Below are 12,184 nucleotides of genomic sequence, written 5' to 3'. Positions count from 1 at the left end.
CGGATCGCGGTATGTGCACGATGCTCGGCTGCGCTGCTCGACCTGTGCAGGAGGCCTGGTCACACGCTCAACGCGCGGCACGCCACCTGCAGTGCGAGCCGCTGGCTCGGGTCGTCGAGGTCGACACCGAGCCGTTCGCGGACCTGCTGCACGCGAATGGTGACGGTGTTGCGGTGTACGCCGAGTACCTGGGCGGCGAGGACGACGGATCCGCCACTCTCCAGGTACGCACGGAGCGTGGTGAGGAGCGTGGCCGAGTCTCGGAGCGGTGCCAGGGCCGACTCGGCGAAGGCGCGGGTGACGTCCGATCGCTGCCAGGTGGCCAGCAGCCTGGCGACTCCGAGTTCGTCGGAGTGTTCGACCGCCGGCCGGAAGTCGTGGCTGCGGGCGAGGTCGGCCGCGTCCCTGGCCTCCGACAACGTGTCGGCCAGGCCGCTCGGGCCGCGGTGCGGTCGGCCGATCCCGGCCGCGATGCCGCACTCGTGTGGCAAGGCGGCGCTGACCACGCGGACCGCCCGGAGCAACCGGCGGGCGTGGTCGGGGGCCGGCTCGCGGTTGCTGCTGGTCCACAGCGCCCAGCCGTCGCCGCGGTTCACCGTGGTGACGACCGGTACGCCCTGTTTGTCGAGGCCGGCCGCGAGCTGGTTGATCACCCGGTCGCGTTCAGCGGCGAGAGCGGAACCGTCGGCGAGGATGTGCACGCCGACGTGCCAGTCCTGCAGCCGCCAGCCGAGGGAGACCGCGCCTTCGACGACGTCGCGGGCGACCGAGTCACGGCCTGTGATGATCTCCGACAACAGGTGCGCCTGGAATACCTGGTCCCGGTCAGCCTGTGCGCGCTGGCTGGACAGCCAGGAGCGGATGAACGGCTCGGTCATCGTCAGGCCGACGGCGAGTACGTCGAGGCGCGAGTCGGCCGCGCGGTCGAAGGGGCAGGCGAGCCACGCTGCCAACCGGTTGACGTCGGGGTCGAGCACGGGATGGACGAGCAGATGGCCGGAGCGCTGCGGTACCGGCTGGTCCAGGTGCAGCGACGGGTCGAGATCAACGGGGTCGCCCAGGATGCTGATGCCGTCCGAGGTCACCAGTGACAGCCGGACCGACAGCACCGATTCGGCCGCGGTGAGGATGTCCTGGCCGCTGCGCTTGGTGCTGAGGTGACGCAGGAGGCGTTCGACGGTCCGGGCCCGGTCCTGCTCAGGTGCGCGGACGCGGATGGTCAGGTCCTGCATGAGGCGCACCGGGTCGGCGTTCTCCAGCCAGAGCACGGGGATCTGCAGCCGGTCGGCCAGCCGGATGCTCGACAGCAGCGGGTGCACCGATCCGGCGACGATCAGCAGACCGACCGCGCCGGCTTGCTGGGCTCGCCGGACCAGCGCGTCGAGCCGGTACGGCGGACTCACGTGGCTCTCCGCGCAGACGACGAGGGTGCGTTCCACTCCTTCGAGATCACCGGCGAACCAGTGCACGTCGTCCACAACGGACTCGGTGCCCGCGGCGCCGGCGATCACCCGGACACCCCGGAGCACCGGGTCCGTCAGGAGGTCGGCAACCCGCGGTGGCCCGGTCACGAGGCGGCGCCCCGAGACCAGCCGCGGCGCAGCGGTGGCAGCAGTACTGTCATGTCGTCGGCTCCAGGTCGAGGCCGAAGCGGGCGGGGCCGACGATCGGCGCAGCTTCGGCCGGCCAGGGGTGCAGCGACGGTAGCGAGAACAGCACCAAGGGCTGTCCCAACCGGACCTGGTCGGTTCGCAGTGGCGAGCGGTTGCTGGGATCCAGCGCGACCACGACGTCCGGAGTCGCGGCAACGGTCAGGCCGTCGCAGCTGACCGCGAGGAACTCGTCGCGGTGGTCGACGCGGGCGGTCGCTCCGCTGACCGGGTCGGCAAGGGTGACGGAGCCGAGTTCGGTGCCGCGGCGCGGGCGGATCTCGTCGACCCGGCCGTCGAACAGGAGCCGTCCGCCGAGCAGGCCGACCATGGCGCGGACGTCGGTGGCCCGCGGATCGAGGTACGCCGTACCCAGGGCGATGCAGGCCGAGATACTGCGGTGGATACCGACCCGCGCGAGTGTCGCCGCGGACGTCGGGTAGAGGGCGACCGCCGCGGCCCCGCCCATGGCCACGGCCGTCGAAGTGAGGATGGCCTGCGTCGCCCGCGCCGATCCCGTGGTCATCAGCACGATGTCGCCGGCCGGTGACACCAGGGCCATCGGGGTGATCGCCTGCCCGTCCACGGCCAAGGTGGTTTGGTCGATCAGCGGGAACGCCCGCCCCATCAGGTCGCCGTCGACGACCGGTACGGCCAGCCGCGCCGCGGCCAGGACGCCGATCAGCCCGTTGAGACCGCCGATCTCGAGGACGCCGACCGCTCCGACCTGTCCGCCGAGGTGGTCGACAACGGCTTGCGCCGCGACCGCGAGGTCGTCCGGATCGACGAGTCGCTCGGAGATCACGTCGGGACCGCCGACCAGGCAGACGTGGATGACCAGCGTGTCGGGGGCGAGCTCGTCGGCCGGCCGGAGCTCGACGGGCCGTTCGCGCACCAGGCGATGCAGCAGTTGACGGCCGACCGAGACGTCACCGCCACCTCCCGAGCCCAGCAGGACGGCGCCCGCCGCGAGCGCGTCGACGTGCTCCGCGCGGATCCGCGGGAGCACGTCGGACAGGTCGGTGGCCACGCCTCGATGATCGCAGGATCAGACCGGAAGATACGTGTGGTCGTACCCGAAATACGCCGGTCCTGCGAGTTGGAGGCCCTCCGGGCTGCGCCAGCGGGGGTCGCACGGCGCGACGACCACGCTCACCCGGAGGCCGTACCGCAGTGTCTCCGTGGTGACTGGTTCGCCCGTGTCCGTGTCGAGCACGCAGATCAGGTCCGGCACACTGGCGACCACCGCGTCGCCACGGCGCGCGACCAGGTTCTCGTTCTGGAAGTCGATGTCCATCCGGCCTCCCAGGTCCGCGCCGAGGCCTTCGAGGACCGCCGTACCGCGAGCGAAGCCGCCCGAGGTGCCACGCCGTACGTCGACGAGCTTGCCCTGGAACACCTGCTGCCCACCCAGAGCCACCGCGGCCGCGGTCACCGGATCGGCGTGTCGCTCGGCTGCCTCGCGGATCGCGGCACCGATCTCCCGGCACAGGGTGATGGTGCCGTGGACCATGAACTCCTTGACCTGGCGGCCGGTCAGCACATACAGGCTGACCGCGGAGCTGCAGCCCATCTCGATGGTCGCCGACCGGGCCAGGCGCTCGGCCCACGCGTTGTCGACGGTTCGCAGGCCGATGCTGTTCCCGCGCTCGTCGGCCAGTGCCATCGGGGTCGCGGCGATGCCGCCCAGGGTCGGGAGCAGCATCTGCAGTTCGGGGAACGCCCGGCCCATGCCGTCGGCATCGACCAGCGGCAGTTCCAGTTCGGCCGCGGTCGCGATCGGGATCATCGAGTTCAGCCCGCCGGCCTCGATCGACACGGTGTGCGTGGCCTTGCGGCCGATCAGCTCCTCGAGGGCCCGCAGCGCAGCGGTGAGTTCCTTGCCCGAGGGCAGCTTCTCGAGCATCACTGTCGGCGCGCCCATGAAGGCGGTGGGGATGACGACCGCGTCGTCCGGGAGTTCGGTGGGCTCGACGAGGCTGACCGGGCCGTGCCGGCGGATGGCCTCCTGGGCGAGCAGGCGGCCGACGTACGGGTCGCCGCCTCCACCGGTGCCGAGCACCGCGGCACCGCGGGCCATGTCCTTGAGGTCCTCGACCTTCACGTCATGCATCGTCGCCTCCCAGGCTGAGCTCTCCGACTGCCTTGATCCGGATCCGGGTGGCGTTGCCCGGCAGGTAGGCAAGCGGCACCTCCTCGACGTCGACGATCCGTACCGTGCCCGGCTTGGCGCCGGCGGCAACGGTCCGGTCGAGCGCTTCCTGGCGGGCCTCGTCCAGGACTGCGTCGCGCTGGTTCGGCGCGACCGAGAAGACGCGATCGACCTCCCCGCCCACCTCGGCGATCGCGGCGCCGATCGCGTTGGCGACCGCGTAGTGCTCCGGCCGTTCCACCGCGGAGGCGCCGGCCAGTTCGTCGGGGACCAGGATCGAGCCGCCGCCGACGGCGACGACCGGGATCGGCTCGGCCGAGATCCGCATCCGGTCGACGACCTCGGCCATCCGGGCCGCGACCTGATCGAGTGCCGCCCGGACGAACGCCGGGTCCAGGTGTGCCACCCGGCCGGGGTCGCCGATCTCGGTCAGGCCCGCGGCGACGGCGAGGTCGGTCGCGGTCAGCGTGTCGCCTCCGAACACCAGGGCCTTCTCGGTCAGCCGGTAGCCGACGCTGCTCGGTCCGACCGCGGGTGCGCCGGCGTCGCCGGTGACCAGGCTGCCGCCGCCGATCCCGATCGACAGCACGTCCGGCATCCGGAAGTTGGTCTGGACGTCGGCGACGGCGACGTCGGTGGAGGCCTCGCGGGGGAAACCCTGCTGGAGGATGCCGACATCGGTGGTGGTGCCACCGACGTCGACCACGGCGCATTGCAGGCGGCCGGACAGGAACGCGGCGCCGCGCATCGAGTTGGTGGGGCCGGAGGCGAACGTGGCCACCGGATAACGGCGCGCGTAGTCGATGTCCATCAGGGTGCCGTCGTTCTGGCTCAGGAACACCGGCGCCGAGATGCCCGCGCCGGCGACACTGCGGGCCAGTCCGGTGGTGACCTGGTCGGCCAGTTCGCGCAGGGCCGCGTTGATGATGGTCGCGTTCTCCCGGCCGAGCAGACCCATCCGGCCGATCTCGTGAGACAGGCTGATCGGTGTCCCGGGCAGTTCCTCGGCGATGATCAGCGCGGCGCGCTGCTCGAACTCGGCGTTGACGGGGGAGAAGACCGACGAGATCGCGAACGAGCGGGCGCCGGCCTGGACCGCTTTGTCGAGGACCGCGCGGAACTCCTGTTCGTCGAAGTCGTCGATCCGGCTGCCGTCGTACTCGTGGCCGCCGTGGCACAGGTAGCTGTGGCCGCCGAGCGCGCGGGAGAGCCGCTCGGGCCAGTCCACCAAGGGCGGCAGTGCACCGGTCGCGGGCAACCCGAACCGGATCGCCGCGGTCGGCGCGAGCCGGTCTGCCTCGACCAGGGCGTTGATGAAATGGGTGGTACCGATCATCACCGCCGCGATCCGCGCCGGGTCGAAGCCGGTGTTCGCGGCGAGGTCCTGGATCGCGGTGACGATCCCGCCGGTGACGTCGGGGGTGGTCGGTGCCTTGGTGGCGGCGACCACCCGGCTGCCGTCGATGAGGACCGCGTCGGTGTTCGTACCGCCGACGTCGATGCCGAGTCGCAACATGGTGTCTGATTCCTTCGTGGTCAGCCGGCCGAGCTGGGGGTGGCCGAGGTCTGGGGGAGGGAGTGCGGATGGGTGCTGGACCGGCCGACGCCGCGGACCAGCCCGAGCGCGTTGGCGGCGAGGTAGAGCACGACGGCGACCACGACCGAGTTGATCGACGGCAGGCCCCAGGTGACGAAGTGGCCGACCGCGGCCGCGGCCGCCCAGACGACCAGGCCGGCCGGTACCCAGGTGGGTGAGGTCGGCGGGAGTGCGTCGTGGGCCCGGCCGGCGTCGAGTTCGGCGCGCCAGGTGCGCGTGACGAAGTAGTCGGCCACCATGATGCCCGCGATGGGTGGGAACACGACTCCGAGCAGGACGAGGAAGTCGGTGAAGTTGTCCAGAATGCCGGCCGCGCCGAGGACCGTGCCGGCGATGCCGACGACGACCGTCACCAGACCGCGGTGGACCCGGCGGCCGAAGACCTGGTCGACGAAGTTCACGATCCCCAGCGACGAGGCGTACAGGTTCCAGTCGTTGATCTTGAGGGTCGCGGCGACGACGACCAGGGTGCCGATGAAGCCCGAGGTCGAGGTGACGATCGCGATCACGTCGTTGGTCCGCAGGGCCAGGGCCAGCAGTACGCCGATCAGGCCGATCACGTACTCGCCGAGCGAGATGCCGACGACGGTCTGCTTCACCACGTCACCTGCGCTGCGGTTGAACCTGCTCATGTCCGGGGTGATCACGGCGCCGACGATGAACCCGCCGGCCACGATCGACGTGCCTTGGAGGAGCGTCAGTTGGGGTCCGGCGGGTTCGGCGGTGAGCAGGCTGCCGAGGTCGTGCCGGGACAGCTCGACGATGATCGACCAGCCGGCCAGAACCAGGAACGCCGGTACGGTCACGTAGGCGGTCCAGGCCATCGAACCGAAGCCGAACACGACGATCACGGTCACCGCGAGTCCGAACAGCAGCGCCCAGCCCCAGGTCGGCAGACCGCCCAGCAGGCCGCTCAGGCCGCGTGCGGACACCGCGTTCTGGATGCCGAACCAGCCGATCGCGGAGATGCTGATGGCCAGGCCGATCAGCGACGAACCCGCCCGGCCGAACCCGGTCCAGCGGGCGAGCACCGAGGTCGACAGACCCTCGCGCTGCCCGGCGATACCGGTGAAGATCGTCAGGACCTCGAGGATGACGGCGCCGAGCGTGATCGCGAGCACGGCGTCGCCGAACGACATTCCGAAGCCGAGCGTGGCGCCGATCAGGAAACTGGCCAGGGAACTGAGCATCCCGAAGCGCTGCACCGCGATCGAGAACCAGTGGTAGCGGCGGGCGACGGGCACCCGGCTGAGCGCGAAGTCGTCGTGCTCGGTGGCGTTGTCCATGGTGGACCTCCCGGAGATGCGGGCTGCGGATGCCTCCCGACGGTAGGTCCGAGTGGCTCCAGAGGTCAGTGGGCAGTATGCCCGGAAACCGCACGCGATGCGGGCACTCTGCCCGATTCGAGGTGTCACAGGGCAATCCCGTACTCCGGCCCCGGCCGGTGCTGAGGCCCGCTGCCTGACCGGGCCGGTTGCCCGGTACCGGAGCCGCGGCAGGGCCGAACGCCCAGTGACCGACCGGGTGTGTGCTGCTGTGATTCACCGCACACGATGCCGCGCCCCGCCCCCGTCCACCACCGCGGCTCCCGCATCCTACGGAGACCCAGATGAAGCGATTCCTCTCCGCCATCGTCGCCGGCGGCCTGGTGGTGTTGTCGTTCGCCGCGTGTTCCACCGGATCGACCGGCTCGGGCAGCGGCACCGATCTGCAGAAGGCCAACGTCGACAAGGCCGGACCACTCGCCGGCAAACGGGTCCTGTACGTCGACGGCGTACCGGGCAACGCACTGCTCGACGGACTGGCGCAGGGGCTGGCGGCCGAGCTGAACAAGGCTGGCGCCTCCATGGTGCGGGTCTTCCAGCTCAACGCGCAGAACCAGATCGATCTCGCCGCGGGCAGCCAGCGCATCAACGAGGGCATCGCTCAGCGCGTCGACGCGATCGTCACGTTCCCGTTGGACGCCAACGCGATCCGGCCCGGGATCGCCGCAGCCCGCAAGGCCGGGATCCCGATCTTCACGTTCCAGGCGCTCGGCGGCCTGGACGTCACCGGCAAGGTCGCCTTCCCGGACGAGGCCCGCGGCCAGGCCACGGGGAAGGCACTGGCCGGGATCGTCGGCGGATCGGGGACCGCGACGGTGCTGTCCGGGATCCCCACCGACAACATCGAGGCCGCCGTCCGGGGCGCGGTCAAGGGATTGCAGGAGGGCGGTCTCACGCTCGTAGGGAGCCCCAACAACCAGCGCAACATGAAGGACGACGCCCCGGAGGCCCAGCGGGTCGCGCAGGCGATCTTCCAGAAGAACCCGGGGCTGGACGCGCTGGTCGTCTACAACTCGGCGTCCGCGACCGGTGCGATCGCGGCGGCCAAGCAGGCCGGTCTGGCGGGCAAGGTCAAGATCGCGACGATGGCGGGCGAGGACACGAACATCGCGCAGGTGCGGTCCGGCCAGCTCGCGCTCAGCTACGACCTCGACGGGCTCGCGTACGGCAAGGCGATGGCGGGACTCGTCCAGCGCGCGCTCACCGGCGAGACGCTCGACAACACGGTCGTCCAGGCACCGCTCGGCAAGGTCTACGCCAAGGACGACGTCGACGGCTACGTGCCGTGGACGAAGCGCCTGACCTACGTCGAGATTCCGTCCACCTTCTGAGGCCCGGGAGTCGTGATGCGGCACACGAACGATCCCGCGGTCAGCGCCCGCGGCGTGACGATGAGGTACGGCGCGACCGTCGCCCTCGACGACATCGACGTGACGATCCGCAGGGGCGCTGTCACCGCGGTGGTCGGCGCCAATGGATCAGGAAAGACGACCCTGCTCCGTGTTGTGTGCGGAGCGATCGATGCCACCCGCGGAACGATCACCGGCCCGGACGGCGTACCCGTGACCGGCCTGGCCGCGGCGCAACGGGCGGGAATCGTGCTGGTTCCCCAGGAGCCGACCGTGGCAGGTCACTTACCTGTCTGGCAGAACGTCGTACTCGGTCGGCCCGAGGCGAGGCGTGGCCCCTTCCTGGCAGATCGTGCCGGCCGTGAGTACGCCGCTCGGCACCTCGCCGGGTTGCTGCCCGAGTCGGTGATGAACGTTCCCACTGCCACGCTGAGCAAGTCCGCGCGCCAGTTGGTCCAGCTCGCCGCCGCGATGGCCCGGCATCCACGGGTCCTGATGCTCGACGAGCCCACCGCCGTACTGGACGAGGACGGTGTCGAGAACCTGCACGCGCTCATCCGACGGTCCGTCGGGGCCGGCGGCACGGTCGTGATCGTCTCGCACCGGCTGCGTGACGTGCTGGAGCTCGCTGACGAGGTCGTCGTACTCCGGAACGGCCGCGTCAGCCACACTGGCCCGGTCGGACCCGGAACCGAGCAGCACGTGGTGCGATTGCTCTCGGCGGGCGAGCGGCCCGACCAGGCTCGGCACCGGCCGGACCTCGGGCACGTGGTGCTCGAAGCGCGGGGCCTGCGGGGCTGGAGAGGGCTTACGGTCGACCACTTGGTCGCCCACCGCGGCGAGATCGTCGGCGTCGCGGGGCAGAGCGGCAGCGGCCGGTCCCGGCTGGCGTCCGTATTAGCGGGGGCCTGGCCTGCCGCCGCAGGGAAGGTGACCGTCGAGGGCCGTCCGGTCCGGCTCGGTGACATTCGTTCGGCACAGGCAGCCGGCGTCGCGTACATCCCCGAAGACCGGCAGCAGACAGGGATCCTCGGCAACTTGCCGGTTTCCGCGAATCTCCTGGTCGGGCGGGACGACGGCGACGTACGGCGCGGTCCGTTCCGCCGGCGCGCCGGCGAGCGCGCGGCGAGCTCCGCACTCATCGAGCGGTTCGAGGTTCGGCCAGCCGACCCGGACCGACCGGCAGCGCTGCTGTCCGGCGGCAACCAGCAGAAGCTCGTTGTCGGCCGCGCGCTGGCCCGGCCGGCCCGGCTCGTGCTGGCCGACGAACCGACACAGGGCGTGGACGCGTCGGCGCGCGCCGCGATACACGCCGCGCTGGCCGCCGCCGCAGCCGCGGGCAGTGCCGTCGTCGCGATGTGCAGCGAGTTCGACGAGCTCTTCGAGATCTCGGACCGCGTCGTCGTCCTGCGCGACGGCCGGCTCGTCCTCGACCGCCCGGTCGGTGACGTCACGCAGGACGAGGTACTCGCGGCCTCGCTCGGATCAGACGTGGAGGAAGCACACTCATGACCCTCACCAGTGCCACCACCGACGCAGACCAGTCGGTCCCTACCCGGCCGGGCCGGCGGCAGCTGTCAGGAACCGTACGCCAGCAAGGACTGTTCCTTGCCATCGGTCTTGTGCTGTTCTTCGGCGCGATGCCGTTCCTCTCCCAGCTCCGCAGCGGCCCGTATCTGATGGTGCAGTTGGCGACGTACGCCGCAGTCCTGATCATGGCCCTTGGGCAGACGTTCGTCGTCCTGCAGGTCGGATTCGATCTTTCCACCGGTGCGATGCAGGGCTTCATCGGCGGACTGGTGTTCCTGCTGGTCGGCTGGCAACTGCCCGACGGCCTGGTGATCGTCAGCTGTCTCGCCGCGGCGCTGGCGATCGGGATGTTCGTCCACGGGGTATTGATCGCGAAGGCGAAGATGAACTTCTTCATCGTCACTCTCGCGAGCTTCACCATCCTGCCCAGCGTGTTGCGGGTGATCCTCGACGGCTCCAGCAAGCCGGTGTACAGCCCGGCACTCGACCGGCTCGCCAACGGTTCTGTTCTGGGGATCCGGATCCCGGTGCTGATCGCGGCCGTCGTGTTCGCCGTGTTGTGGGTCGTGCTCAACAAGACCGTGTTCGGCCGGAACGTGTACGCCGTGGGCAGCAACCGCGAGGCCGCCCGCCTCGCCGGTGTGCCGGTTGATCGCGTGGTCATGGCCTGCTACGGGATCTGTGCGCTCTGCGCCGGCATCGCGGGCCTGCTGTTGGTCGGCACGCTCGGTGCCGCGGACCCGACAGCCGGCCTGGGCAACGAGTTCTTCGCGCTCACCGCCGTACTGCTCGGCGGTACCCGCTTCTCCGGCGGCCAGGGCACCTTGGCCGGAACGCTGCTGGGCCTGCTCTTTCTCGTGATCCTGTCCAACATCCTGCTGCTCAGCGGGATGCCGCAGTTCTGGATCGGCGCGGTGCAGGGCGTCGTCCTGCTCGTTGCCGTCGGCATCGACCGCGCCCGGCGCGAGGTCTGAACCGTCCCAACCACCGGCCGGTCACCGGCCGAAGGAGTGATCACCATGTCCTACCGGATCGGAATCGACGTCGGCGGTACCAACACCGACGCCGTCGTCCTCGACGGCCGCGAGGTCCTCGCCGCCACCAAGACACCTACCACCGAGGACGTCACGATCGGCATCCTCGCCGCCCTCACCGACGTACTGCGAGACGTCGACACCGCCGACGTGTCGTCGGTGTTCATCGGCACCACGCACTTCATCAACGCCATCGCTCAAGCCCGCGGCCTGGAACAGGTCGCGGTGGTTCGCTTGGCCACGCCGCCGCAGAGCATGCTTCCGATGCTCGACTGGCCGGACCACCTGAAGCCGGTGGTCGGCGACAGGTTCTACGTGTGCGCCGGCGGAGCCCAGTTCGACGGCCGGTCGCTGGGCGAACTCGACGAGGTCGGCCTGCGCGCGATCGCCAAGCAGATCGCCGAGTCCGGTGTCCGGCACATCGCGCTGAGCTCGGTCTTCTCCACGGTGAACCCGGAGCCGGAGCTGGCCGCCGAGCGGCTGCTCCTGGACGAGCTGCCCGATGTCACGGTCACCCGCTCCGGTCTGGTCGGCCGGGTCGGTCTGCTGGAACGCGAGAACGCGACGATTCTGAACGCGGCCCTGCTGGGGCTGGCCGGCCGCGTCATCGACGGCCTCGAGCAGGTCGTCGCCCAAGCCGGCATTCATGCGCCGGTCCTGCTGTCGCAGAACGACGGCACGGTGATGACGCTGGATCGGGCCCGCAGCTTCCCGATCTTCACGATCGCGTCCGGTCCGACCAACTCGATGCGCGGCGCCGCACTGCTGACGGGGATCGACGACGCCGTCGTGGTCGACGTGGGCGGTACCACCACCGACGTCGGGCTGCTGCAGAACGGTTTCCCGCGGGAGTCGACGGTCGCGATGAGCCTGGCCGGTGTCCGGAGCAACTTCCGGATCCCCGACGTGTTGTCGATGGCGCTCGGCGGCGGCACCTTGGTGTCTGCGGACGGCGGTACGGTCGGCCCGGAGAGCGTCGGCTACCGGATCACCAGCCAGGCCAGGCTGTTCGGCGGTGACACGCTGACGTTCAGCGATGTCGCGGTCGCTGCGGGAGCTGCTCCGATGGGCGATCCCGGTCGGGTCGCGGACCTCGACCCGACGGCGGTGCGGCGGGCTCTCGAGGTGGCCGCCGATCGCGTCGCGCAGGCCGTCGAGAAGGCGAAACTGCAGGCCAGCGCCACCCCGGTGATCGTGGTCGGCGGCGGTGCTCCGCTGCTGGCGGTCGCTCCCGGACTCACCGACCTCGTGATCCCTGAACAGGCTGGTGTGGCGAACGCCGTCGGCGCCGCGTTCGCCGAGGCGGGCGGCGAGGTCGACCGCGTCTACAACCTGCTCGGGAGCAGCCGGGCGGAGGCTCTCGCCGAGGCGAAAGCGGAGGCGATCGCACGGGCCGTCGAGGCCGGTGCGGACCTCGGCCAAGTGCGGGTGGTCGACGCCGACGACGTACCACTGACACACCTCGGCGGCGGGTCGGCCGTGCACATCCGGGTGAAGGCCGCCGGGCCTTTCCCGACCAGCAACTCCGAGACCCCGGAAAGGAACTGA

The 12,184-nt window shown here is 70.6% G+C and carries 9 protein-coding genes; 4 read left to right on the top strand and 5 right to left on the bottom strand.

The window, feature by feature from the left end:
* Positions 1-59: 59 nt before the first annotated feature.
* From BJY22_RS43170 to BJY22_RS36000, 5 genes are read right to left on the bottom strand one after another with little or no spacing between them, the layout of a single operon-like run.
* Positions 60-1,571: a helix-turn-helix domain-containing protein gene (locus BJY22_RS43170; RefSeq protein ID WP_167216058.1), complete on the bottom strand. Its 1,512-nt coding sequence runs from the start codon at positions 1,569-1,571 to the stop codon at positions 60-62.
* Between the two features lie 49 nt (positions 1,572-1,620).
* Positions 1,621-2,679, bottom strand: a complete 1,059-nt coding sequence (locus tag BJY22_RS36015) for an S-methyl thiohydantoin desulfurase domain-containing protein (protein WP_167216056.1) — start codon at positions 2,677-2,679, stop codon at positions 1,621-1,623.
* 18 nt (positions 2,680-2,697) lie between these two features.
* Positions 2,698-3,762 (bottom strand): DUF917 domain-containing protein, encoded by a 1,065-nt coding sequence (locus BJY22_RS36010; protein ID WP_167216054.1) that lies wholly within the window; start codon positions 3,760-3,762, stop codon positions 2,698-2,700.
* The gene (locus BJY22_RS36005) at positions 3,755-5,317 is read right to left on the bottom strand and encodes a hydantoinase/oxoprolinase family protein (RefSeq protein ID WP_238350556.1); all 1,563 of its coding nucleotides are present in this window, start codon (positions 5,315-5,317) and stop codon (positions 3,755-3,757) included. Before BJY22_RS36005 ends, BJY22_RS36010 begins: the two co-directional genes overlap by 8 nt.
* A 20-nt stretch (positions 5,318-5,337) precedes the next feature.
* Positions 5,338-6,684, bottom strand: a complete 1,347-nt coding sequence (locus BJY22_RS36000) for a purine-cytosine permease family protein (protein ID WP_167216052.1) — start codon at positions 6,682-6,684, stop codon at positions 5,338-5,340.
* Positions 6,685-7,007: 323 nt separating this feature from the next.
* On the opposite strand from BJY22_RS36000, the gene BJY22_RS35995 reads away from it, so the two are divergent.
* From BJY22_RS35995 to BJY22_RS35980, 4 genes are read left to right on the top strand one after another with little or no spacing between them, the layout of a single operon-like run.
* Positions 7,008-8,054, top strand: a complete 1,047-nt coding sequence (locus tag BJY22_RS35995) for a sugar ABC transporter substrate-binding protein (RefSeq protein WP_167216050.1) — start codon at positions 7,008-7,010, stop codon at positions 8,052-8,054.
* Positions 8,055-8,069: 15 nt separating this feature from the next.
* Positions 8,070-9,584, top strand: a complete 1,515-nt coding sequence (locus tag BJY22_RS35990) for an ATP-binding cassette domain-containing protein (RefSeq protein WP_167216048.1) — start codon at positions 8,070-8,072, stop codon at positions 9,582-9,584.
* The gene (locus tag BJY22_RS35985) at positions 9,581-10,576 is read left to right on the top strand and encodes an ABC transporter permease (RefSeq protein ID WP_167216046.1); all 996 of its coding nucleotides are present in this window, start codon (positions 9,581-9,583) and stop codon (positions 10,574-10,576) included. Before BJY22_RS35990 ends, BJY22_RS35985 begins: the two co-directional genes overlap by 4 nt.
* Positions 10,577-10,621: 45 nt before the next feature.
* Complete coding sequence (locus BJY22_RS35980) at positions 10,622-12,184, top strand: hydantoinase/oxoprolinase N-terminal domain-containing protein (RefSeq protein ID WP_167216044.1); 1,563 nt, start codon at positions 10,622-10,624, stop codon at positions 12,182-12,184.

The sequence above is a fragment of the Kribbella shirazensis genome (assembly GCF_011761605.1).
Taxonomy (GTDB): domain Bacteria; phylum Actinomycetota; class Actinomycetes; order Propionibacteriales; family Kribbellaceae; genus Kribbella; species Kribbella shirazensis.
The sequence above is the reverse complement of the archived record's forward strand: the minus strand, read 5'-3'. Positions and strand labels throughout refer to the sequence as shown.

Coding starts and splice junctions, on each gene's coding strand:
- BJY22_RS36000 (WP_167216052.1), bottom strand. CDS start 6,684: ATGGACAACGCCACCGAGCACGACGACTTCGCGCTCAGCCGGGTGCCC.
- BJY22_RS35985 (WP_167216046.1), top strand. CDS start 9,581: ATGACCCTCACCAGTGCCACCACCGACGCAGACCAGTCGGTCCCTACC.
- BJY22_RS35990 (WP_167216048.1), top strand. CDS start 8,070: ATGCGGCACACGAACGATCCCGCGGTCAGCGCCCGCGGCGTGACGATG.
- BJY22_RS35980 (WP_167216044.1), top strand. CDS start 10,622: ATGTCCTACCGGATCGGAATCGACGTCGGCGGTACCAACACCGACGCC.
- BJY22_RS35995 (WP_167216050.1), top strand. CDS start 7,008: ATGAAGCGATTCCTCTCCGCCATCGTCGCCGGCGGCCTGGTGGTGTTG.
- BJY22_RS36005 (WP_238350556.1), bottom strand. CDS start 5,317: ATGTTGCGACTCGGCATCGACGTCGGCGGTACGAACACCGACGCGGTC.
- BJY22_RS36010 (WP_167216054.1), bottom strand. CDS start 3,762: ATGCATGACGTGAAGGTCGAGGACCTCAAGGACATGGCCCGCGGTGCC.